This is a genomic window from Flavobacterium sp. CAU 1735, from assembly GCF_039888695.1.
Classification (GTDB): domain Bacteria; phylum Bacteroidota; class Bacteroidia; order Flavobacteriales; family Flavobacteriaceae; genus Flavobacterium.
Map to the genome: position 1 here is coordinate 1,098,527 of NZ_JBDQQQ010000001.1, position 24,938 is coordinate 1,123,464.

Here is a 24,938-nt window from a genome sequence, read left to right on the forward strand (position 1 = left end):
GATTCCGGTTTTTTTATGGTTTTAATTTTAAGGTGTTGATATATAGTGTTTTATTTATTTTTATTTAAATTTGAAAAGACTTTGGCGCTTGAAGTGTGCCGAATACGCAATAATAATCTAATAAACGAATGACTATGAAAAAAATACTACTTCTTTTTACAGGTTTGCTACTGGTAGCCTGTAGTGACGATGCGACTACGGTTGCAAGCGCTCCACAGGAACAGAATGTCAATTTCCAGTTGGTTGGAAAAGGAAACCTTTACGGCGGCAGTTCCGAAAATATCGGTCAGCAAAATTTAGTGATCAATTCACAAACGGAATGGAATGCGCTAAAAGCAGCAATGGATGCCGTTAATAATACGACCTATCAGTTTACACAAACGGATGTTGATTTTGAGCAATATCAGGTATTGGCCATTTTTGACGAAGTTAAAATGAATGGTGGATGGACTATTGATATCACGGATATTGCCGAAAACCAACAAAACCTGTTGGTCAATCTGGACAATATCAAAACAGGCGATGCGACTACCGTGATTACACAACCCTTTGAAATTGTAAAAATCAAACGCACTGCCAAACCGATCGTATTTGAATAGCAAAAATCCGGAATAGTACTACCAATAAGATGAGCCGTAATGGCTCATTTTTATTTTAAGATAATTACAAATACGGCGATAATTGTGTAATTGTTGGAAACATAATGGTAAAGATTTGCGTATTCCGTCATAAATAATGATTTTAGCGTGGCCAAACCCACACCCATGAAAAACATTGCACTCGCCTTTTCCGGAGGCGGATTTCGCGCGGCAGCCTATAGTTTGGGATGTCTGTCGTATCTAAACAGAATTCAATACGAAGGAAAACCGTTATTGCATAATGTCCGTTATATTTCATCGACTTCCGGTGGTAGTATCACCAATTTATCCTACAGCACTTTTCTATTCGAAGGGAAAACGTTTGATGAGTTCTATGCCTTTCTGGATCAGCAGCTCACAGGTGAACAACTTTTGGGTGACGCTATCCGAACTCTGGACAACGCCGCTTCCTGGAAAGAACGACCGCATAAGAGTCGTAATTTGATCAATGCTTTTAGTCTGGTATACGACAAGATGTTTTCCGGAAAAACCTTTGGGGTGTTTTCGAAATCCGAAAAACCGGTACACCTGGAGGAAATCTGCGTGAATGCGACCGAATTTTCAAACGGATTACCGTTTCGTTTCCAGTCGCAAAATGCCGATAAAAAACGATCGGGTGGAAAAATTGGAAACCGCTATATCTATTTTACGCCAAAAGGAAAAACCGTAGCCGATGAGCTTAGATTGGCCGATATTTTAGCCTGTTCGTCCTGTTTTCCGTCCGGTTTTGAACCCATGTTGTTCCCGGAAGACTTTACAGGTCCGAATCTGACTAAAGAGGCGTTGGAAAATGCCATTGCCTACGAAGAAAACGAATATACGTTGTCGGATTATAACCGGGTAGATTTCCTGAAAAATAAAAATTTCGAACAAAAACAATTCGGAATCATGGACGGCGGAATTACCGATAATCAGGGAATCGGGTCTTTTTTAAAAGCGGATGAACGCCGGAAAAAAGCCGATAAATTCGATTTGTTTATCAGTTGTGATGTGAGTAGTTATCTGATGGACGGTTATACGTTGCCGGTGTATAAAAACCGTTGGTATAATGGTTTTTCGCTTCGCAGCATCGGAACGCTGCTTTTTTTGCTGGCATGCGTACTTCCTTTGATGCTGGTTTTGATTGACGATTGGAAACCGTGGCACTATATCGTGGGAACGCTGACCGGAATTTTTTCGACCGTAGTGATCGGATTTGTGGTTTCAAAAATGATAAAAGCGGTCCGAAAACCTTCCGAAACCGGATCCTGGAATACGGTCTTTAAAAAATACAGCAGCATATTGTACCGACTGCGTTTTGATATTTTAAAGCACATGTTGTTGTCGCGAGCCAAATCGGTCTTTATTTTGGCCAATGATGTATATCTGAAACAAATCCGACGTATGTATTACGATCGTTTGTTTACGGATAAAAAATACCGCGATAAAGTCATTCAGAATACCATTTACGATCTGAGCCGAACCAATTTTAATACCGACGATGTTTCCATCGATCCGTTATATCCGTCACAAAAGTTAATTGCAGTAGCCGAAAAAGCCCGTACGATGAGTACGACTTTATGGTTCGATTCCCGTCATCAGTCCGAGAAAGTAAAAGAAAGTATTATCGCCACCGGACAGTTTACCACCTGTTATAACCTGTTGCAATACCTGAAAAAAATAAAGGAAACGGATAGAACGCCGGAAATTATCGAATTGGAAGCCGTGTTAAAATCCGATTTTGACGCCTTTAATACGAACCCGTTTTTTATGATTGCGGCTACGGCAACTTCGTAATAAACTGGACAGAACGTTGTAAAGCGGTGGTTCCGGCTTTATGGTCGAGATCAAACTGGTATTCATGCGGCAGTTTCGGAGTATAGGCATTCGGAAAAAACAAGGTGTCGACCGGAACGCCCAAATGACCAAGATGCCGGGCCAATACCTGAGATTGAAACAATAAATCATCTCCGTTTCCGGCCGAAATAAAGGCTGGCGGAAAATGTTTTGTGAGGTATTGATTTACCGAAGCGGTTTTAAAATAAGCATCCGTCAGAAAATCTTTTGTACCGCTATACGACCATAATATAGGTCGGGCGAGCCCTTTAAATCCGGTTTCCACATCGGTTTTTCCAATGTCATATGGCCCGCAATACAAAACCAATCCGGCGATAGGACAAACCGGAGTTTTCGGAACAATTTTTAGTAGTTTGGCATACTCCGGTGACGTAAGTAAAGCGGCGGTTTGTGCTGCGATTTGCGCTCCGGCCGAGTCACCTGCCAAAATTATTTTCGCAGTGCGGATATGCAATCGTTGTTGGTTTTGTATCAGATAATCCAAGGCTGTATTCAATTGGCGCACCGGACCGGGATAGACTACGGATGGCGCCAGTGCATAGTCAATACTAACTACCGAAAAGCCTTTTGAGGCCAGTATTTTACAATAATTGGCAACCTGTTTTTTATTTCCGGAAAGCCATCCGCCACCGTGAATCCAGACAATAGATGCGCTTATGACTTGGTTTTCGGGATAATATACGTCCAGAAGCGCTTCCGGATCGGTCGGATCATAACATTGATTCTGTATTGTGGTAATACGATCCGGAACGTATTTTTCCAAGGCTTCCGACTTTTTATCGGCGCCGTAATCAAACGCATAGCGGAGTAAAAGCGCCGTAGGCCACGGACTGATTTTTGAAGTAGCATAGCCGGCAATACCCAAAACCAGCAGGGTTCCCAATAACCATAAAATAACTTTTTTACTATTCATGGCGAAGTAACGGTTAGAATTACTTTTAATCCGGATTTCCGGGATACATTCCGGAGCTACACAAATATAGCATTTCTGTTTTTCCTGTTAAAATTTGTTACTGTAACGAAAACAAGGTACATTTAAGGTAAAATCCGGCTTTCATGACTCTGGAAGAATTGATCAATCAGTGGAGCACCTTATTTTTAGCAATTTATTACCTGATCGTAATAGCGGTTTGCTGTATCGTTATATACAATACCAAATCACCGGCCAAAGCATCAGCCTACCTGCTTTTGGTTACTTTTCTTCCGGTAGCGGGTATTTTTGTTTACTTTTCTTTCGGATTTAATTACCGGAAACGGGAAATCTATTCCAAAAAAATCATAAAAGACGATAATTTACTGGCGCAGGTAATCCGGGCGGTTAATGATAATTCCAGAAAGATACTGCAAAACAAACCGGAAGCTTTTGGCAATTTTGACAGTGTAGCGAAGATGGTTTTAAAAAATGAAAACAGCCTGATCTCCGATACCAATTGTGTCGACTTATTGATCAATGGGGAACAAAAATTTCCACGATTGCTGGACGACATAGCTGCAGCCGAAAAAAACATCCATCTGGAATACTATATCTACGAAGACGATGAAACCGGAAATGCGATTGCCAACCTGCTTATCCGAAAAGCCAGAGAAGGTGTAGCTGTACGTTTTGTTTATGACGCTTTTGGAAGTTCCGGGATCAAAAAACTGGCGCGTCGGCTACGGGAAAACGGCGTCGAAGTCTATCCGTTTTATAAAATCATTTTTTCATTGCTCGCCAATCGTGTTAACAACCGGAATCACCGGAAAATTGCCGTTATCGATGGTAAAATAGGCTATGTAGGCGGGATCAATGTAAGTGACCGTTATATAAACGATTCCCGGTTTGAAAATGATTATTATTGGCGGGATGCCAGTATTCGTATAGCCGGAACCGGCGTTTACAACCTGCAATATACGTTTCTGAGTGATTGGAATTTTGCATCCGGACAAACCCTACAACCGGAAGAATGCTTTTTTCCATCGGGATTAAACCGCGAAAAACCAGGTAATACGATTGTACAAACGGTGGTGAGTGGAGCCGATTCGAAGATGCCGTCCATTATGCTGTCGATGGCGCAAAGCATTGCAGTATCGCGAAAGGAAGTGTTGTTAACGTCACCGTATTTTATTCCGGATGAAACCCTGTTAAATGCCATTAAGGTCGTCGCGTTAAGCGGTGTTCCGGTTAAAGTATTGGTGCCGGGTATTTCCGATTCGAAAATAGTCAATGCCGTATCGGCTTCGTATTACAAGGAACTGATGGAAGCCGGAGTAGCGGTGTATCGCTATCAGAAAGGCTTTGTACACGCCAAAACAATGGTTTGCGACGGACAATTTAGTATGGTGGGTTCGGCCAATATGGACTATAGGAGTTTCGATCTGAATTTTGAAGCCAATGCGATTATTTACGATACGACCATAGCGGAAGCTTTGCGCGCTCAGTTTTACAAAGATCTCGACGATTCCGAGCAGATTGATCCGATACAATGGCGAAAACGATCCCGAATGCAAAAATTTAAAGAACGTCTGGTACGTTTGGCCGCTCCGTTAATGTAACTGATCGTTATAAAAAGAGGATCATCGGAAAATTAATATCCAAATTGACAAATGCTGTACCTTTGTAGTAAACTCCAGGCCTATGAGTAGAATAGCTATTTTTAGTGATGTACATGGAAACCTTCCGGCTTTAAAAGCCATTTTAACCGATTTGGATCTGCGAAAACCCGATCAGGTATATTGTTTGGGCGATCTGGTCGATTTTGCACCCTGGCCGAATGAAGTCATCGAATTATTGCGAAGCCATCGCATTCCTTGTATCATGGGAAATCACGACGAACGCATTGCTTTCGATTACCCGGTGATTCCGTTGAAAAAACATTCCGAAGACGAAACCCAGGCACGGATACAAGCTGTTGATCATACCCGAGATACCATTACGCCCGGAAATAAAGACTTTTTAAGTAAGCTACCACAAAAAATCAAGTTGACGTTTACGCAACAGGAACGTGAGCTTGCGCTTTTACTGGTACACGGTAGTACAAGGAGTAACGAGGAATATATTTATGAAAACCATAATGAGGCCGATCTGTACGACATGATGGCACAGGAAAATACCGATATTTTGGTTATGGGACATACGCACCAATCGTATATCCGAAACATAAAAACAGGTGAAGCCACCGAAAAACTAGCATTGAATTGCGGCTCGGTGGGGCGTTCCAAAGAAGGCGAATCCATGGCAACCTATTTGTTACTGGACATTGGGACGACAACGGTAACCGTCGAAATCATCAAATTGCCTTATCCGGTCGAAGAAACGGCCGATGCGATTATGGCAAGCGGAATTCCCGATTTTTACGCCAATTTTCTATTGTTACAACGTTAGGAAGTGGTTATTCGAAATTGTCGTAATACGTAAAATCTTTACTGATCATTCCATTTTCAATAGTGAAAATAGTACAGATCGGAAGTAGGAACCGGGATTTATCCGGTGCTGTACCACTCGAAGTAAACTCTACCACCACATGATGTTCTCCGGCCAGATAAATCGTCGAAACGGTATCTTTCAGATCGGGGAACAGTTGTGCTAATTCCGTATATTTTTTAATGATTTGATAGCGGGATTGCTTTACCACTTCCGGACCGAGCGACGGATCCCGAAATTCGGCTGTTTCGGTATACATTTCGGATAATTTTACCCAATCGTGCTTGTTAAAATAGTCGAAATACTGTTGGATCAGTTTTTCGTTTTGGTGTAACGTTTCTTTTCGATCTGTTTTTTTATCGGAACAAGACACCATTACCACTAAGGCGAACAAAGCTAAGACAAGATTTTTCATAAGCGTATCGATTAGATATAATTGTAAAAGTCACAGAAATTTAGTAATTTAAAACCAAATAAAAGTTTCTTCTGACAGGAAATTTTGAATTTGGACAGGCAAAAGAAGAAATAAGAAGCTGTATTCACTTTTAAATCGATCGATATGGAAAATCAATTGTTCAAAAACATTAAAAATGCTGTAAAACATTGGTATTTATCGCTTATTGTAGGTATTCTGTTTCTTTTATTCGGATTCTGGATTTTAAAAACGCCACTGGAATCCTATGTAACGCTGGCACTGTTGTTTGGTGTTGTTTTTTTAGTAAACGGAATCTTCGAAATTATTTTCTCCATTAGCAATCGGAAAGAAATCGACAACTGGGGCTGGATATTAGCCGGCGGGATTATCGATTTATTGTTCGGAATTGTATTGGCATCCAACGTAGGACTGTCAATGGCGGTATTGCCGTTTTATGTCGGTTTTATACTATTGTTCCGTTCGGTTGCGGCTATGGGCTATGCTTTCGACCTGAAAGGTTTTGGCGTACGTGACTGGTATTGGTTACTGTTACTCGGAATTCTGGGATTGATCTTTTCATTTATCATGATTTGGAATCCGATTTTTGGAGGAATGACCATCATCATCTGGACGGCATTGGCTTTTATTACCTATGGTCTTTTTAGAATTATCCTGGCTTTTAAACTACGCCGACTACACACTTTAGGTAAAAAGTATTTTGAAGAATAATACTTTTACGGTCAATTGTTTATGAAATTTCAGAATTGTTAAATAGAAGCGAAGAAAAAACAAAATCAATTTGTATAAAATGTTTTTTTCGTAATTTTAATAGACTGATTTAAAACAAAAATTATGGCAAATAAACTCAATATAGTACTGGTTCACGGTGCGTGGGGAGACGGGTCTCATTGGAAAAATGTCATCCCCGAATTGGCAATGGCGGGACATACGGTCGTGGCGGCACAAAATCCGCTAACGGCATTGGCCGATGATGTAGAAACCGTAAAACGCCTGGTTGAATCTTTGGATGGTCCGACGCTTTTGGTTGGTCATTCGTATGGCGGTGTAGTTATTACCGATGCCGCGGCAAAATGTCCGGACGTGGTAGGTCTGGTGTATATTGCGGCTTTTGCACCGGATGAAACCGAAAACCTAAAATACCTGCTGACAAAAGATGCTGTTCCGGCAGGAGGCGCTCATATTTACCCGGATGCGTACGGTAATTTCTGGATTAAGAGAGACAAATTCCGGGAAAGTTTTGCGCACGATTGTTCCGAAGCGGAAGCCTTGGTTATGGCGGCAACCCATAAGCCTACATCGGGCAGATGTTTTGAAGACAAGCCCACAACCGTAGGGTGGAAGCGATTGCCGGTTTGGTATCAGATTTCGGAAAGCGACCAGATGCTGCCACCGGTGACCCAACATTTTTTTGCCGAAAGGATGAATGCCAAAACCTTGTCGCTGGATGCCAGTCACGCCTCAATGGTTTCCCATCCGCATGAAATTGCCAAACTGATATTGCGAGCGGTTAAAGAACTGGAAAAATAATACCCAGACAAAATAAAAACACCCGGTAATCCGGGTGTTTTTATTTTTAGCATTAATGGTGTAAATAATTGCTTGGACCACCGGTGCCTTCAATCGATTCCGGCAATATACCATAGCGATTTCGCAAATCGACTTTGCCCAGATTTTCGCCGGTTTTTACGTCGACTACCGTAATCGTACCGGAATTCAGATTGGGTAGATTGAGCAGGTTATTCTGAACCGCAACTACCTCTCTTCCGGATTTTGTTTTAAAGAAAACCATATGATGCGCCCCTTCATCAGCGTCCAGTGTTCGCAATAGTTTTAACGTTGGCAATTTGCTGATGTCGAATACCAAGACTTTTCCGGGTTGTCCGAAACTAACGTAAAGTTGTTTGTTGTTGTCCATATACATTTCCAAAGCCCATCCCAATCCCATTGCCGAACCGTCGAATGCTTTTGTAAAGGCATCGTATTTACCGGTAGTCGGATTATAGGGAGCCATCCAGATATCGCCGCCAAGCATCGTCGTAGCCAGGGCAAATTTCGGAAACTGACCTCGCAGTAACAAAACCTCCACCGGACTGGACATATCCGTCGGACTATCAGCAACGGTATAGGTTTCAATCATTTCGTACGTATTTAAATCGATTAAGGTGCACGTATTCCCCACGCCGGAAGTCAGATCCGGATGGATGGTTGAGGTAACCATCATGAGTCCTTTTTCTTCACTGATCGAAATACCATGTGGATACATGATAAACTTGTTTGGGTTGACATCAATAGAACCGGATATTGTTTTGATCAATTGGTTATTGGACGCGTTAAAAACCCCCACACTTCCGCCTTTCAGGCTTCCGTCGCCACCCATAAAGGTTACAAAATAACGATTGTCGCTGGTAAAGAAAATATCTTCTCCAACGGTACTGGTACCGGTATTAATAGGAGTAGCATTAACCAATGTAGGCAAGCCATTGGCATCTTCCACCGTACGGATCTGATACAAATAACTGCCACCTAAAGCGGTAGTGTAGAGCCTTTGGGCAAAATAATCGTAATAGATATGATGCGGAAGTACGCCTACACCCAATTCCAGTTTACTACTGATATTTCCGAAGTTGGGAGATTCGGGATCGAGCTCGATTACGGCCATACCGTCTGATCCGCCGCCAAGATGCCGATAGTCGATAAAAAACATGGAATCGTGGTTGTTATTTTCCGGATCGTGATCGTGATGACATCCTGAAAGGGTCATCAAAGACAAAAGCAATAACGCTGAAAGTGATTTTTGTACCATAAGTAATAGTGATTTGGGATTAATTGGGATAACTAAAATACACAAAATGTGATTATTTTAAAATAAAATTAAAAAGTAATGGTTCTTTTTGAGAATATTTTATATTTTTAAATTTATTATTTAGTTGTCTTTTTTACAGTGTTTTAGCGTGTTAAGGGAAAGATTCGTACGGTTAGCAATGTGATTAAGTGGAAATACGCGATTGATAAAACGGGTATTTATACTTGGTGGTTAAGTGTTTGTATTTGTGAAATTTATACTTTTTTAAATGGAGTATGGACATATCAGTAGCTTATTTTCGGTTATAGGAATACCAGGTTTTGAATAAATAAGAAATAATCTCATTTTGAGAATAAAATAATTGCCCCAAATCTTTCATTAACGTAATAATTTAACTTGTTATAATATGGCTTATTTAAATTCACCGAGACTTACCTTTTCGGGGAAGTTTCAGGCAGATCCTTCCACGGTAAACAATGATGTGAATCATTACAACAATGAGACCTTCCAGCCCAGCTATCAGGAATATGGGGCAGGAGGAACGAATGGTTGGTGGAATCCGGACGGAACCGGAAACTGGCGTCTGATCGATTGTGTGATCACCAGTGTGACCTATAAGGACGGTACTACCACCAGCGATCCGAATGCCGATCCGATTATCGGAATGAGTATTATGGATGCCAACAGCCGCGTGGCCGGAAAAATTGTCGATCTGGATCCGCAACAACAATCGGTTTCTCAGATTTGGGGAATGATCGTTAGAATTGGACAGGGCGAAACCGATTTTGTAAAAGGAAATTTCGAACCGATTGCTTTTAACGACATCTGGTGGAATCGTTCAACCACTGAAAAAGGATCAGGAGGCGCATCGGCCAGCTATCAGTCGGTTGTGACAGACCTGCAATGGTCGGAAGTAGAAAGTAAATCCCGTTATCTGGAAGAATTAAGAAGTGAAAGCCCGGATCGCTTATCGATGAAATTCAACGTGGATGTGTTTAATCAGATACACGATTCCGCCCATTTTACGATTGGCCGAATAGTGGGAAGTATCGGACCATCGCGTCTGGATGAACCAAAACACTTTCTTATGGGAAGACAATTCGTTTCCGATCTTACCTGTAACAGTGGAATGTATATGCCATTGAGTACCTCCGTATATGTGGCCAATGGATTACTACAGGAAGAAACCAAACAATTTATTCTGGATCTTGGAAATTTTCTGCAAACAAAAGGCCCGGAAGGAACAATTGCAGAATCACGCACATTGGTTCTAGCTGCAAACATTGGGGGTGAAGATTATGTTCCGCTGGGAGAGCTCAACTTTAAGCTACCAAAATGGTATGAAAACAGAGGTGGTTTGGTTAAGATCAGACTAAATGACGAGCAGGTGGATATGGTGAGAAATTGCCCATTGGCAATCATGAACCAGCTACCGGACGGAAGCTTATCGCCTTTAGTTAAAGAACTTACCCATTATGTAAGAGCCGATCAGTTTGTATTCCGAATGAATCCGGGAGAAGAAAGCACCATCGATTTTTTTGCGACCGATTTAGGCAGACCAATGGAAAATCAGGCGGTTATTTGTCAGTTTCAGGATAGTTTGATCAATATCATGGGACAAGGAGACGGAACTCCGGTTACTTCCTCGCCCAATATCCTTGCTTTCGAATCCAGTGTGGTGACCGATAAAAATGGAAAAGCGACAGTAAGCGTAAATGCGTCCAATCCGCAAAACCCAAGAGGCTTTATCGATGGACAGGTTTATGCGTTATGGTATTACCTGGATGGCTATCCGACGGTCGATTTCACGTTTAGCATGGAAAATAATAATCCTGTTGTAACGCCGGCAACGTTATCCGGTATCGATCCGACGAACTTTATCAGTATTCTAGTTTTCGATGCCATTCAGCAGGAGATCATTGCCAAACCGGATTGGGACAAAGACGTGCAACCTGTAATGCAGCAATATGCCAATTTGTATCCGTTAATGTCCAAAGGGATTTTCAATTTGGCCAATAGAGAAGTGGTTGATAACAATGCCAAACTACTGCGATTTGTTTTCGATCTGCCGAGAGAAGACCCGAACCATATGCCGGTAACCCGTGACCTTTCGAGAGACAAAAAGCAAATGATACTGAATTATCTCGACAGTGTTATAGAAGAAAATGCGTTGGTCGAATTATCGACGGCAGAACGTATCATCCAAAGGAGCTAAAACAAACAAAACAAACAACAAAACAAAAACAAACTACTCATGATCTATCTTAAAAATATACGAATAGAAACGATTGATGATGTCAGAAAGGCACTTCAAACGGCAATAGAGCTGGAACATTCTACGATTCCACCATACCTGACGGCGATGTTTACCCTGTTTGAAACCGGGAATGACGAGATTTCAAAATTAATCGGATCGGTTGTAGTAGAAGAAATGCTGCATTTATCCATCGCTTGTAACTTACTGAACGCCATTGGAGGGAAACCCGTATTAAACCAACCCGGTTTTATCCCAACGTATCCGGGACCACTTCCGGGAGGCGTTGATACCGGACTGATTGTGCCGATCGCGAAGTTTACAAAAGACCTGATGAAAGATGTTTTTATGGCGATTGAAGAACCGGAAGATCCAATCAAAATAAAAAGTTTTATGATGATGAAAGGAGCAGAAGATAAGCTGACTATCGGAATGTTTTACGATAAAATTGCCAAACAGCTTACATTTCTGGAAGCAGAAGCAAAACTGAAAGGTAAAACCATCTTTACAGGCGATTCGACGTATCAGATGACCAATGAAAAATGGTTCCCAGCCAAAGAATTATTCCCGATCACGGATTTATTGGCCGCATTAAGAGGGATCAATATCATTGTGGATCAGGGAGAAGGAACCAGTACCGATCCATTTATAAGTGAAAAAGATTTAGGACCGGACGAAGCCGCTGAACCGGCACATTATTACCGTTTTGAAGAAATCTATAAAGGTAGAAAACTGGTAAAAGATCCGAATGCCGATAGCGGATATTCGTATTCCGGTGATCCGATTCCATGTGACGAATCAAAAATCCCGAATATGGCCATAAATCCTAAAATGAGCGATTACCCTACAGATTCTTCCGCTTATGTAAACAGCAAATTCTTCAATTATACCTATACCAACCTGTTAAACAGTTTGCACATCACGTTTAACGGTGCGCCGGAAAAAATCGACATGGCAATGGGACTGATGTATTCGCTGCGATTATATGCTTTGCGATTATTAAAACTGCCGAGTCCGAATCAGCCGGGATATACCGCCGGACCAAGCTATGAATATATCACAAACGATAATTTAACGCCAAGTGAAAAAGACATGTATATGGCAAACAGAGTAAATGTTTAATATAAAATTCCGAACAGATGTATAAAACGGCAGAAATTACAGCACACCAGGTCATACTGGAATTGTTGCAGGACACTTTACCGGAAGTCCAACGCAGCTGGTTCGACGCCAACATAGGTTCTAAAAATAGAGATGAACTGGGAAACCAGTTCATTTCCTTATTTAGTTTGGTTCCCCGTTATATCACGCCGGATGTACCGGAATACAAACCGGAAGCCCTCAGCCGACTGGAAAAACTGTATCCCGGATTTGCTGCTTCAGAATGGAACAACCAACAATTGTGCAGGGTATTTTTAATGGTTAATCTGCCTCTGGAAAGAAATGAAATCATCCTGAAATTGCTATTCGAAACAGCCGATATAAAAGAACTGATAACCCTATACAAAGGCCTGTATTTTCTTGATAATGCAGAAGATTTCACCTTGCGGATGCAGGAAGGTGTACGCACCAATATGACCGATGTTTTTGAAGCCATAGCCCTGCATAATCCGTATGCCTACCTGTATTTACCCGAAGATGCCTGGAACCAACTGGTTTTAAAAGCTGTTTTTACCGCGAGACCCTTATTTCGTATTTATGGTTTGGATTTGCGGGCAAACGAAAAACTGGCTTTTATGCTTCACGGATATATTCACGAACGCTGGTCGGCGGGAAGAGCCGTAACGCCCGAAATATGGAGAGGAATCGAAGGCTTTGTCGATGAGGTTATCGAAACCGATCTGTATAAAGTCATGCAAACCGGAACACCGCTCGAACAAGAAGTTGCCGCCAAAATTCTGGAAAACAACGGAAGATGCTGGAACGAAATAGGAGCCGATTATCAGGCATTGATCAGCAACGCATAACACACCATTACAAATTACTAAAAAAGAAAAACGATGTATTTTATAGACCCACATATTCACATGGTATCCAGAACAACTGATGATTACCAGGCCATGCGCGCAGCCGGAATAGTAGCCGTAATCGAACCCGCTTTTTGGTTGGGACAACCCCGAACCGAAGCCGGATCGTTTAAAGATTATTTCAGTACGCTAATCGGTTGGGAACGCTTCCGCGCGTCACAATTTGGAATCAAGCATTATTGTACGATGGGACTCAACTCCAAAGAAGCCAATAACGAAGCACTGGCCGAGCAGGTAATGGAATTATTACCGTTGTTTGCCGGAAAAGAAGGCGTAGTTGCCATTGGCGAAATTGGGTATGACGACCAAACACCTGCAGAAGACAAATATTTCAGACAACAAATAGAACTGGCGTTATTGTTTAACCTTCCGGTAATGGTGCATACGCCACACCGCGACAAAATCAACGGAACCATCCGAAGTATGGATGTACTCGAAGAACACGGTATTCCGCCCCATATGGTTGTAATTGATCATAACAACGAAGAAACCGTAAAACACGTATTGGATCGAGGTTACTGGGCTGCATTTACCATTTATCCGAATACCAAAATGGGTAACGAACGAATGGTTGAAATCGTAAAACAATATGGTTCCGAAAGAATCATTGTCGACAGTTCAGCCGATTGGGGAGTAAGCGATCCGTTATCCGTACCCAAAACAGCCGCTTTAATGCTGGAAAGAGGTATATCCAGGGAAGATGTACACCTGACCTGCTATAAAAATGCTTTATCGGCCTATTCGCAAAGCGGACAAATGAAAGAAGACGACTGGAAAAAAGAAATGATCGTAGAACAGTCGGCTTTGTATGACGGTAGCGGAATCCTGAGAGGACAGGATGCTAAAGTGATATCGTTTTCGAATATCGTTGATAATTAACCGATACTATGAAATTATATTATTATCTGACGTTAATGCGCCCGGCCAATATCATGACGGCTTTATCCGATATTTTGGGCGGCGTGGCAATTTCCGGTTTCCTTATCGCAACCGATTGGGAAACAACGTCGTGGAGTAGTGTCGGATGGTTATTGCTGGCTACCATTGGCCTTTATGCCGGTGGAATCGTTTTTAATGATGTTTTCGATCTTAAAGAAGATCGTATCAATCGCCCGGAGAGGATTTTACCTAGCGGAAAAGTCTCCGTTACAGAAGCAGTCGTATTAGGAATGTTGCTTTTTGTTATCGGAATTATAGCCGCCTTACTGGTTTCGGTAACCAGCGGTATTTTAGCTTTGATCATTATGGTATTGGCTTTAACATACGATATAATCGGTAAACACCATTCGTTTCTGGGACCGTTAAATATGGGACTTTGCCGGGGCGGAAATTTATTACTCGGCATGAGTATTATGCCCGAAAATATGTTCCGTGACTGGTATGTAGTGATCATCCCAGTCTTGTTTATTGCTGCGATAACATTAACCGGACAAAAAGAAGTAAGTGGAAACAACAAAACCTCCATTTTGCTTGCCATGCTTTTGGACGCGGTAGTCGTGGTGCTATTTATCGGGATAAGCCAATACGGTAATCTCAATTTAAACATTGCCGCACCGTTTCTGGTACTTTGGTACGGTGTTAACTTTTTTGCGAAGTATAAAGCCTATAAAAACAACCAACCCGATTGGATCAAAAAAGCCGTAAAAACAGGCGTATTGTCGCTAATCGTACTCAATGCTTGTTATATCGCCGGATTTGCAGACTGGAATTATGCACTTCCGGTTTTATTGTTATTACCATTATCCGTTTTACTGGCGCGGAAATTTGCCGTAACCTGATGTCCAATTTAATACGATGACTTATGTATAAAGCCCAAAATATCCGTCAGCATTTTCAGGTAGAATACCACTACGATGTTGTTTTTACCCGAAATGTCTTTAAAACCGACAATAAAGAACTAATAAACATCATTAAAACCGATAATCCCAAAATAGTAGTGGTTATCGAAAGAGATATCGCTGTTTATCATCCGAACATCATTAACGATATATCCGATTATTTCCAGTTGCACACTGTCGATAGCAGTATATTGATTGTACGAGGCGGTGAAAACATTAAAAACGACGATCATACTATTGAAGAAATATTACAGTTAATTCACAACAACCAAATCGACAGGCATTCCTATCTGATTGCCATTGGAGGTGGCGCCGTACTGGATGCCGCCGGATATGCCGCTGCAATCGCACATCGCGGGATTCGCCTGATTCGCGTTCCGACTACGGTATTGTCACAAAACGATTCGGGAGTAGGTGTAAAAACCAGTGTCAACTACTTTGGAAAAAAGAACTTTCTGGGAACTTTTTCGCCGCCGTATGCCGTTATAAACGATTCCTGTTTTTTGGAAACGCTGGACGACAGAAACTGGCGTTCGGGGATTTCGGAAGCGGTAAAAGTAGCCTTGATTAAAGACGCGGCTTTTTTTAACTGGATTGCACAAAATACCGAGGCGTTAAACGAACGGAATATGTCGGTTATGGAACAATTGATTTTCCGTTGTGCCCAATTGCATATCGAACATATCGGAACGGCAGGTGATCCGTTTGAAAAAGGCTCGTCACGACCGTTGGATTTCGGGCATTGGGCCGCCCATAAACTCGAATATTTGTCCGGATATGAAGTGCTTCACGGAGAAGCCGTTGCTATTGGAATCGCACTGGATGCGGTATATTCCTATAAAACCGGACGACTGCAAGAAGATGCGTTACAACGCATTCTGACCTGTTTAACAGATTTAGGCTTTGATATTTTTCACACTTTATTATCGGATGAAACCCAAACGGAAATCAATCCGCTATTGTACAAAGGACTTGAAGAATTCAGAGAACATCTGGGAGGAGAACTCACTGTCATGTTGTTAAAAGGCATCGGAAGTGGTGAAGAAGTGCACCATATGGAAAAAACGATCCTTTCGCAGGCAGTTCAATATCTGGCAAAATCGAATGTTCTAATTCAGGAATAAAATGAAAATCAGGAACAACGCCCATTTGAGTTATTGTACCAACATTCATTCCGGGGAAACCTGGGAAGAAGTGTTTGCAAATTTAAAGCGCTATACGCTCGACGTAAAATCGAAAATGGCCGTAGGAAAACCTTTTGGAATCGGATTGCGATTATCCAATGAAAGTGCGTTAACATTACAACAGGAAGAAAACCTGACGGCGTTCCGGCAATGGCTGTTGGAAAACGATGTTTACGTATTTACAATAAACGGTTTTCCGTATGGCAATTTCCACAAACAGGAAGTAAAAGACCGCGTACATTCGCCCGACTGGTTACATCAGGAACGAGTGGATTATACCCGTTTATTATTTGACCTGTTGGCACAATTAGTTCCAAAAGAAATTTGCGGAGGCATATCCACTTCGCCGCTTTCCTATAAATACTGGTTTAAAGAGGAAACGGAACGGGAAGAAGCCAAAAAGAAAAGTTGTCTGCAGCTGATTGCTATTGTAACGCATCTGATCGGTTTGCAAAAAACAACCGGAAAGAAAATGCACCTTGATATCGAACCGGAACCGGACGGATTACTAGAAAATACCGATGATTTTATTGATTTTTTCCAGAACTACCTGTTAAAAGAAGGCGTAACCGAACTGGTGAAAAAGATAAAATGTACCGGAGCAGAAGCGCGCAATTATATCCGCGAACACATCCAATTGTGTTATGATGTTTGCCATTTTGCTGTCGCTTTTGAAAAACCGGAAGAAGTAATCCGCATCATGGAAGCCAACAGGATCAAAATCGGAAAGATACAGATCAGTGCTGCTTTAAAATGCGATATAGCCTCCGAAGCAGACCGGGAAGTACTTTCCGCACGCCTACAACAATTTGACGAACCGGTTTATCTGCATCAGGCGGTAATCCGGACTAAATCGGGAGCCTTATTAAAATTTCCCGATCTAAGACAAGGTATCACCAACATGATGGAATGCGATTCCGAAGAACTTCGAACCCATTTTCATGTACCGATATTCCTGTCGGATTATCAGGGATTACAGTCCACACAGGAAGACATTAGTAAAGCGTTGCAACTTTGGTCGAAAAAACCGTATTCGACCCATCTGGAAGTCGAAACCTATACCTGGGACGTATTGCCATCGCAACTGCAAATGCATTTAACCGATGCAATACACCGGGAACTATCCTGGGTTTTAATGCAGCTTGAAACAGAACATTCAACCGTAATAAAAGCAGTAAAAAATGCAGCAAACAGCAGTCATAAACATAGTAGGGCTTACGTCCGGTTTACTCAATAACGAAACACTTTTCCTAAGCCGATGGATAAAAGAAAAAGCGGCTAAAAGTAGTATAGAGCCGGTTTTTCCGGCTTTAACCTGTTCGGCACAGGCCACCTATTTAACCGGGAAATGGCCATCGGAACATGGTATCGTGGGTAACGGATGGTATTTTCGGGACGAAGCCGAAGTAAAATTATGGCGGCAATCCAATAAACTGGTTCAGGCACCCAAAATCTGGGATAGGGCCAAAGCGATCAATCCGGAATTTACCTGTGCCAATATGTTCTGGTGGTATAATATGTATTCCAATGCCGATTTTTCGGTAACACCACGACCGCAATATTGGGCCGACGGACAGAAAAAACCGGATTGTTACAGTCAACCGGCAGATCTTCGCGATCGGTTACAGCAAGCGTTGGGAACCTTTCCACTTTTTGATTTCTGGGGACCGAAAACCTCTGTAAAGTCCAGTAAATGGATCGCCGATGCTTCCAAATTGGTACAGGAATGGCATAATCCGACATTAATGTTGATCTATCTTCCGCATTTGGATTATTGTTGTCAGAAATTCGAACAAGGATCATCGGAAATTACGAAGGATATCAAAGAAATTGATGCTGTTTGTGAAGACTTGATCCTGTTTTTTGAAAAAAAGGGAGTCAACCCGATTATTGTATCAGAATATGGAATTACGAATGTTAGTAATCCGATTCATGTGAATAGGGTATTACGCGACAACGGCTATATCACCATCCGCGAAGAAAGAGGACTCGAACTGTTGGATGCCGGACAATCATCGGCATTTGCGTTGGCCGATCATCAGATTGCTCATGTATACGTAAAAGACCCGTCGCAGATTGCCACAGTAAAAACCTTATTAGAAACCATTCCGGGCATAGAACGTGTATTGGACGAAAAAGGTAAAAAAGAGTATCACATCAACCACGAAAGAGCCGGAGAACTGGTTTGTATCGCTGATAAAGACAGTTGGTTTACCTATTATTACTGGGAAGACGATCATCGCGCGCCGGATTTTGCCCGAACGGTCGACATCCATAAAAAACCGGGTTATGATCCGGTGGAAATGTTTTTTGATCGGGAAAAGAAAATGCTCTTTCCGCGAATTGCGATAAAATTACTTCGCAAAAAACTCGGATTCCGAACCGTCATGGATTTGATTTCCCTTGATGCCGGACTGGTAAAAGGTTCACACGGACGAATAGATACGGATGATGCGGATAAACCGGTTTTTATCAGTAAATCCGTCACGAAAGAAAAAATAAGCGGTATCGACGTTTGTCCGCTTATTCTGGAAGCCATATTTGGCGAAGATGCCCGGAAAGCACAACAAACAGAACGCATTAAAGAAAAAGAATTAACCGATTAAAAACGAAAGCCATGATTTTTAAAGAAGTAAAACAGCAGCAAAAAATGGTGATCAAATTATCTGTCAGCGATATGCCTGTTTCCGAAAAATTCTATACCGAAAAGTTAGGATTTAAAGTACAGTCGGATTACACGATCAACAAAGGCGGGACTTTTGAAAATGACTCTTATTTACAACTGTTACACGATGATATGGACACCGTAGCGATAGGCTTGTTTAAAGATATTGACAAACCGCTACAACCCGAAGAAACCGGAACTGCGCCTACTTTTATTGTTAGTGATATTGTAAAAACCAGAGATCACTTACTTGCGGAAGGTATAACGGTAAGCGAAATCGTTGCCAATACATCCGACAAAGGATATATTGATCATTTTGCATTTTTTTCCGATCCGGATAATAATACACTGGCCATTCGCCAGAATATGAATTAATTGAATAGCGTAAAACCAATTGATAAAGCTTCCAAATGGGAGCTTTATCTTTTTAGTATTTCCGATTTTAAGTAATATTTAACAACCATTTTAAGAAGATTATTATTTTTATTTAGTCTAAATATTGGTAATTTTGTCCGCAATAAACTACAAAACCGTGAGACAATTTTACCTATTACTACTGGTTGTATGCAGTCAGTGTGTTATATACGCCCAGGAAACGTCAACAACGCTAGCCGGTAAAGTCGCTAGTGAAACCTTACCGATGGAATTTGTAAACATCGTAGTACTCGATTGGGAAACCAAAAAAATAGTGAATGGAACGGTAACCGATGCGGATGGCGCTTTTTTATTTACGATTGAACCGGGAACTTATACTGTTAAAGCCAGCTTTTTAGGATATGAAAACTACGAATCGCCCGCTATAAAAGTGGAAAGCGGTAACAACCAGATTCTTCCTTTGATCAACCTAAAACAGGATGGGAAATTGTTAAATGAAGTTGTTGTTGAAACGACAACCAAAAAGCCGTTAATCCAGTTGCAATCGGATAAAATCGTGATGAATGTTGAAAACAGCGTACTGTCTGAAGGGAATACCGCATTGGAATTGTTGGAAAAAGCACCCGGCGTTATGGTCGATAACGACGGGAATATAAGCCTGCGAGGGAAACAAGGGGTTACGATTATGATCAACGATAAAAAGACCTATTTGTCCCAACAACAGCTCACCAATCTTTTAAAAGGAACTTCTTCATCTTCTATTAGTGCTATAGAAGTAATCACCAATCCTTCGGCCAAATACGATGCCGCGGGAAATGCCGGAGTGATCAATATCAAACTTAAAAAGAACGCCCGTAACGGATTTAACGGTTCGGTAAATGCCAACTATGGACGTGGCCGTAAAAACCGTTTCGGCAGCGGATTAAACCTGAATTATAAAACCGGGAAATACAATTTTTACGGAAGTTATGATCAATACTATCGGGGCGAAAGCGAAACTTTTACTTTCGATCGTAGTTTCTATACAGATGCTTCCCGGCAAAGACTCGATAAAGTATCAAATCAGTACAGTGTAACCGACGAACCGTTAAAAACCAACAATTTTAAAGCCGGATTGGAATATGATCTTTCCGAGCATACGTTTGTTGGCTTTAAAGTGAGCGGTGATATCGGTAGTTATACCAACAATAGTATGTCGGAAAACAAGGTTCGTTCGGCCGATTCAAGTCTGCTGTCGGATGCGCTCACCAATAACCATAACTATTCCAAATGGAACAGTATGAGTTATAACGGTAGCTTTTTACACAAATTTGACAGTGAAAAACAGGAAATCAGCGCGGATGTCGATTATACCCATTCCCGTTTTCGGGACAATGCGCTGCTGGCTACCCAATTTAATCCGACACCGGTACAGAGTGCTTCTGAATCAACAAGAAGAGGAATGACACCTTCGAGTACCACTATTTTTGTAGCGAAAGCCGATTATGTATATCGGGTAAAAGAAAAACTGTCATTTGAAGCTGGTTGGAAAAGCAGTTTTGTAAAATCGGATAATGATGTGCGTTACGATACGATTTCCGGTGGTAACTGGGCGATTGATCAAGGAACGACCAACCATTTTATTTATAAGGAACAGATCCATGCCGGTTATATCAACTACAAACAAAGCTTCGGATTTATCGATGTTCAGGCCGGATTGCGTGCCGAACATACCATTGCGGAAGGGAATCAGGTTACGATGAACTCCGTTGTAAAAAGAAATTATACGCAGTTGTTCCCAAGTCTGTTTCTAAAAAAGAATATCAGCGAAGCGCATACCGTTCAATTGTCGTATAGCAGACGAATCGACCGACCGGATTATTATGATCTGAACCCGTTCCGTTTTTTTAGGGATCCGTTTATTTTTTATGAAGGAAACCCATATTTACAACCGGAGTTAACCCATTCGGTAGAATGGGGCTATTCGTTTCGAAGTAAGCATATGATCAACTTTTTTTACAGTACAACCAGTGATGTTATTGTAGATGCAATCACTCAGATTGACAATACCAATACTACAATATTGCGTTCCGAGAACCTGAGTACGCGAAAAAATTACGGAATGAGTCTGACATCTTCGGTAAAACTAACCCGTTGGTGGGATTCGAGCAGTTTTCTAAATCTCTACCGAAATGAATTTAGTGGTGAACAAAACGAAACCGATATCGCGACCGGAATATGGAGTTATACGATTAATTCGCAACACAGTCTGAGGTTTAAAAAAGGCTTATCCTCGGAATTTAGTTTCCAGTACAACTCCCGATCGATATACAGTACGTTCGAGCGCAAGGATTTCTTTGTCGTTTCGGCCGGTATCCAGAAAAAGCTGTTTTCGGATAAAGCGACGGTAAAACTGGCGGTAAATGATATTTTTAAAAGCCGACGGTTTTATAGAACCATGCAGTTTAACAATATCAATATGAAAGAAAACATCAATCTGGACAGCCGTATTCTAAACGTTTCTTTTACCTATAATTTTGGTGATCAAAGTCAGTCGGCACGGAAGATAAACATCGAAGACGACGAAACTAAAAAACGAATGAAAAATTAAAAAAGAGACTACCTTCGGGAGAGCCGCTGTTTCGAAATGATACGGCGGTTTTCTTTTTTAGAAAAACAGACGATGCTATTTGATAATTCACTAAATTGTAGTGGATTAACCGATTTTAAAAAATGAAAGCTATGGGTTTCTTCAGTCTTAAAACCACCTGGACCAATGCGGAGTTTATCCCGTTAAAGCTGTGTATTGCTGCGGCCTATGTTATCATCGGGACGTATTTTCATTCTTTTTTTGAGCACTATTACATCCCGTTATTTGCCCTTTTTGGAATTACCGTTATTTGGTGTGTGACGCTATGGCTACGGAAAATGAAACAGGAGAATCCGTCGGGCGGAAAAAACGAATTATAGAATAGGTTGTATGTTTTGCGGATAAAGCATAATATACAGAATTTTGGAAATCCCGATGGTAATAAAACTCAGGGAAGTCCACGTAATTATGGTAATCGCAGCAAAAAGCGGATTCAGAATCAGGAAAAGAGAGAATAGGAATCCCAAGGCTCCGAAAAGCATATACCAACCCCAATTGTGTCGTTTTAGCGAAAGGAGTTCAAAACCCAGCGCGAATATGGTGGACGAACGGAATAAAAGCATAAAACCGATAAAATAGGGAAGTATCATTTCGGAAAGTTCCGGATTGGCCAACAGGCAAATTCCCAATACCAAATCGAGAATACCGGCCGATACGCCCCATCCGTAGCCATATACCTTTTCTTTTTGGGTAATATAATAGCCCAGTTCCAAAAGACCGTTTACAAGGAAAGTAACACTAAATAAGGTGGCTAGTGCGGCATATGAAGTTACGGGTGTACAAAACACTCCTATTCCAACTCCGATAAAAAGTAAACCCAATACCAGAAAAATAAGCTTGTTATTCATAATTTTCTAAGCAATTAAATTAAATCGTATGCTAAAGCGATTGGAAACGCTATAGTTTTTTCAAGTTTGAAATCACAATAAATATACTATTTAAATCTTAAAATCAGTATAAAAATAGTGCCTGATTGGGACAAAAAATTAAAAAGGTAGGGCAGTATGCTCTTATGGAGTATAAAAAACGTCTTGTCATCCAAAGAAAGTAATCCGGAATCGCTCTGAATCCGTCGAAAGATTAAATCTGTGTCCTATAAAATTAAAGAAATTGTATCTGTACACAGTGCTGTCTTTTTGCGAAATTTGTGGGTACAAAAAATAATTTACCAAAATGATCACTATAGAAAAATACAAACCGGAATACCAGTGCTATTTCGAGGCGTTTAACAAGGCCTGGCTTGAAAAATACTTTGTAGTTGAAGCGATAGACGAATACGTGTTGACCCATCCGGAAGAAGCGATTTTAAACGACGGCGGACAGATTTTATTTGCCGTATATCAAAACGAGGTTATTGGTACCGTTGCTTTGCGAAAAGTGGCCGATGGTGTTATGGAATTTACCAAAATGGCGGTCGATGAAAAATACCAGGGATTGGGAGCCGGTAAGCTATTATGTGAAGCGGCAATTGCACTGGCACGGGACTTACAACTTCAGAAATTGGTCTTATATTCGCAAACACAATTGGAAACCGCCGTTGGAATATATCAAAAGTATGGCTTTGTACATAAGCCAATCGACAGCTCGAAATACAAAAGAGCCGATGTATATATGGAGATGGACTTGTTGTACGAATCGTAACGCAACATAAAAAATAAACTCAAAAAGCGAATGTTCCGGAATAAAAAAATTGCCCTGCCAGCCATACCGGCTGTTCTTTTATCGATGATCAGTATACAATCCGGAGCTTCACTGGCCAAACAACTGTTCCCGGTTTTAGGAATTAGTGGCGTAGCGACCCTGCGAATTGGTATTTCGGCAATGGTTTTATATGGATTTTTCCGACCGGATTTTCGAAAATTGACACGAAAAGAACTACTCTTAGGGTTACTCTACGGATTATGCCTCGGAGCAATGAACCTGATCTTTTATTTTGCGATTCAACGGATTCCGTTGGGATTGGGTGTAACACTGGAATTTTTAGGCCCATTGGTGTTGGCATTGGCTGGATCGCACAAACTGCTGGATTGGGTTTGGGCGTTACTGGCCGGATTGGGAATCTTCCTGATTGCTCCATGGAATGAAGGCACTGTTGATGTTTTGGGAATTCTATTAGCGATATTGGCCGGTGCTTTTTGGGCGGGTTATATCGTAATAGGCGGTAAGATTTCCAAAGTAATGAAAAGCGGCGATGCGGTAACGTTGGGGATGTTGTTTGCTTCTCTGTTTGTGATTCCTGTTGGCGTTTTTAGTGGCGATCTGAACATATTAAACGGTAATTTACTACTATTGGGACTGGTTGTAGCTTTACTGACCAGTGCCATTCCATTTAGTCTCGATATGGGGGCTTTACGACAATTGCCATCGAAAACATTTAGCATTTTGATGAGTCTGCATCCGGCATTTGCGGCCTTATCGGGATTACTCTTTTTAAACGAACAATTAAGCCTTATCCAAGGAATCGCCATAGGCTGCGTAATTGCTGCCAGTATAGGGGCTACACTAACAATTAAGAAGTAATAAAGTATCGTTTTAAATGTGAAAAATCAGACTACTAATTGCATTATTTTCTTTATAAATTGCTTTAATCCAAACGTATGAAAGGCACTGGGCAAAACGTATGGATACGCCACATTACCATCTTTTAGACATGTGAAAATTACAATTCGGTAGTGTATGATTGATCGGAATACTATGTTTTAACAACGTATCGAAATCAATTTCCGTATTGATAAAAGACGCGTCTTTTTTTACAGCACAGCAAAAAAATAAAAGGATGATAAGTAAAAAACAGGCAATCTTTTTCATAAATACAGCAATAAAAAATCCCTCTATACAAGTAGTAAAGAGGGA

The 24,938-nt window shown here is 41.3% G+C and carries 23 protein-coding genes; 19 read left to right on the forward strand and 4 right to left on the reverse strand.

Features of this window, described 5'->3' with window-relative positions:
• Positions 1-134: 134 nt before the first annotated feature.
• Both AAFN64_RS05180 and AAFN64_RS05185 read left to right on the forward strand, forming a co-directional pair.
• Positions 135-599 carry a protease complex subunit PrcB family protein gene (locus AAFN64_RS05180; RefSeq protein ID WP_347759497.1) on the forward strand — a complete coding sequence of 155 codons (465 nt, stop codon included), beginning with the start codon at positions 135-137 and terminating at the stop codon, positions 597-599.
• A gap of 165 nt (positions 600-764) precedes the next feature.
• Positions 765-2,414, forward strand: coding sequence for a patatin-like phospholipase family protein (locus AAFN64_RS05185; RefSeq protein WP_347759498.1), 1,650 nt, complete (start codon positions 765-767; stop codon positions 2,412-2,414).
• Here the strand turns inward: AAFN64_RS05185 and AAFN64_RS05190 are convergent.
• Positions 2,398-3,387 (reverse strand): alpha/beta hydrolase, encoded by a 990-nt coding sequence (locus AAFN64_RS05190; RefSeq protein ID WP_347759499.1) that lies wholly within the window; start codon positions 3,385-3,387, stop codon positions 2,398-2,400. The two genes, AAFN64_RS05185 and AAFN64_RS05190, sit on opposite strands and share 17 nt — an antisense overlap.
• Before the next feature lie 143 nt (positions 3,388-3,530).
• On the opposite strand from AAFN64_RS05190, the gene cls reads away from it, so the two are divergent.
• On the forward strand, positions 3,531-5,006 hold the full coding sequence (gene cls / locus AAFN64_RS05195) for a cardiolipin synthase (protein WP_300486665.1): 1,476 nt from the start codon (positions 3,531-3,533) through the stop codon (positions 5,004-5,006).
• A gap of 82 nt (positions 5,007-5,088) precedes the next feature.
• Positions 5,089-5,835, forward strand: coding sequence for a metallophosphoesterase family protein (locus tag AAFN64_RS05200; RefSeq protein WP_347759500.1), 747 nt, complete (start codon positions 5,089-5,091; stop codon positions 5,833-5,835).
• A gap of 7 nt (positions 5,836-5,842) precedes the next feature.
• On the opposite strand, the gene AAFN64_RS05205 is transcribed toward AAFN64_RS05200, so the two are convergent.
• A complete protein-coding gene (locus AAFN64_RS05205) occupies positions 5,843-6,289 on the reverse strand; it encodes a nuclear transport factor 2 family protein (RefSeq protein WP_347759501.1) in 447 nt (148 codons plus the stop codon).
• A 144-nt stretch (positions 6,290-6,433) separates the two neighbouring features.
• Here AAFN64_RS05205 and AAFN64_RS05210 point away from each other — a divergent pair, with 144 nt between their 5' ends.
• Positions 6,434-7,018, forward strand: coding sequence for a DUF308 domain-containing protein (locus AAFN64_RS05210; protein ID WP_300486674.1), 585 nt, complete (start codon positions 6,434-6,436; stop codon positions 7,016-7,018).
• A gap of 123 nt (positions 7,019-7,141) precedes the next feature.
• On the forward strand, positions 7,142-7,837 hold the full coding sequence (locus AAFN64_RS05215) for an alpha/beta hydrolase (protein WP_300486677.1): 696 nt from the start codon (positions 7,142-7,144) through the stop codon (positions 7,835-7,837).
• 52 nt (positions 7,838-7,889) lie between these two features.
• Here the strand turns inward: AAFN64_RS05215 and AAFN64_RS05220 are convergent, their stop codons facing one another.
• Positions 7,890-9,113: a hypothetical protein gene (locus AAFN64_RS05220; RefSeq protein WP_347759502.1), complete on the reverse strand. Its 1,224-nt coding sequence runs from the start codon at positions 9,111-9,113 to the stop codon at positions 7,890-7,892.
• 406 nt (positions 9,114-9,519) lie between these two features.
• On the opposite strand from AAFN64_RS05220, the gene AAFN64_RS05225 reads away from it, so the two are divergent.
• The 11 genes from AAFN64_RS05225 to AAFN64_RS05275 all read left to right on the forward strand — a co-directional run bounded on the left by AAFN64_RS05225 (position 9,520) and on the right by AAFN64_RS05275 (position 22,405).
• Positions 9,520-11,328 carry a hypothetical protein gene (locus AAFN64_RS05225; RefSeq protein ID WP_347759503.1) on the forward strand — a complete coding sequence of 603 codons (1,809 nt, stop codon included), beginning with the start codon at positions 9,520-9,522 and terminating at the stop codon, positions 11,326-11,328.
• Positions 11,329-11,367: 39 nt separating this feature from the next.
• Complete coding sequence (locus AAFN64_RS05230) at positions 11,368-12,489, forward strand: ferritin-like protein (protein WP_347759504.1); 1,122 nt, start codon at positions 11,368-11,370, stop codon at positions 12,487-12,489.
• Positions 12,490-12,506: 17 nt separating this feature from the next.
• Complete coding sequence (locus AAFN64_RS05235) at positions 12,507-13,334, forward strand: EboA domain-containing protein (RefSeq protein WP_347759505.1); 828 nt, start codon at positions 12,507-12,509, stop codon at positions 13,332-13,334.
• A 33-nt stretch (positions 13,335-13,367) separates the two neighbouring features.
• On the forward strand, positions 13,368-14,273 hold the full coding sequence (locus tag AAFN64_RS05240; RefSeq protein ID WP_347759507.1) for a TatD family hydrolase: 906 nt from the start codon (positions 13,368-13,370) through the stop codon (positions 14,271-14,273).
• Between the two features lie 8 nt (positions 14,274-14,281).
• Complete coding sequence (gene eboC / locus AAFN64_RS05245; protein WP_347759508.1) at positions 14,282-15,172, forward strand: UbiA-like protein EboC; 891 nt, start codon at positions 14,282-14,284, stop codon at positions 15,170-15,172.
• Between the two features lie 23 nt (positions 15,173-15,195).
• On the forward strand, positions 15,196-16,356 hold the full coding sequence (locus AAFN64_RS05250) for a 3-dehydroquinate synthase (protein ID WP_300486697.1): 1,161 nt from the start codon (positions 15,196-15,198) through the stop codon (positions 16,354-16,356).
• A gap of 1 nt (position 16,357) precedes the next feature.
• The gene (gene eboE, locus AAFN64_RS05255; protein WP_347759510.1) at positions 16,358-17,653 is read left to right on the forward strand and encodes a metabolite traffic protein EboE; all 1,296 of its coding nucleotides are present in this window, start codon (positions 16,358-16,360) and stop codon (positions 17,651-17,653) included.
• On the forward strand, positions 17,598-19,022 hold the full coding sequence (locus AAFN64_RS05260) for a nucleotide pyrophosphatase/phosphodiesterase family protein (RefSeq protein WP_347759512.1): 1,425 nt from the start codon (positions 17,598-17,600) through the stop codon (positions 19,020-19,022). The genes eboE and AAFN64_RS05260 overlap by 56 nt, the downstream gene beginning before the upstream one ends.
• Before the next feature lie 11 nt (positions 19,023-19,033).
• On the forward strand, positions 19,034-19,456 hold the full coding sequence (locus AAFN64_RS05265) for a VOC family protein (protein WP_347759514.1): 423 nt from the start codon (positions 19,034-19,036) through the stop codon (positions 19,454-19,456).
• 157 nt (positions 19,457-19,613) lie between these two features.
• A complete protein-coding gene (locus tag AAFN64_RS05270; RefSeq protein WP_347759516.1) occupies positions 19,614-22,046 on the forward strand; it encodes an outer membrane beta-barrel protein in 2,433 nt (810 codons plus the stop codon).
• Positions 22,047-22,177: 131 nt separating this feature from the next.
• Entirely contained in the window at positions 22,178-22,405 is a 228-nt protein-coding gene (locus AAFN64_RS05275) for a hypothetical protein (protein ID WP_300486712.1), read from the forward strand.
• Here the strand turns inward: AAFN64_RS05275 and AAFN64_RS05280 are convergent.
• Positions 22,400-22,933, reverse strand: a complete 534-nt coding sequence (locus tag AAFN64_RS05280; protein ID WP_300486714.1) for a DUF308 domain-containing protein — start codon at positions 22,931-22,933, stop codon at positions 22,400-22,402. The genes AAFN64_RS05275 and AAFN64_RS05280 overlap by 6 nt on opposite strands.
• Positions 22,934-23,258: 325 nt before the next feature.
• On the opposite strand from AAFN64_RS05280, the gene AAFN64_RS05285 reads away from it, so the two are divergent.
• Entirely contained in the window at positions 23,259-23,726 is a 468-nt protein-coding gene (locus tag AAFN64_RS05285) for a GNAT family N-acetyltransferase (protein ID WP_300486716.1), read from the forward strand.
• Positions 23,727-23,756: 30 nt separating this feature from the next.
• Positions 23,757-24,605, forward strand: a complete 849-nt coding sequence (locus AAFN64_RS05290; RefSeq protein ID WP_347759517.1) for an EamA family transporter — start codon at positions 23,757-23,759, stop codon at positions 24,603-24,605.
• Positions 24,606-24,938: the final 333 nt, after the last annotated feature.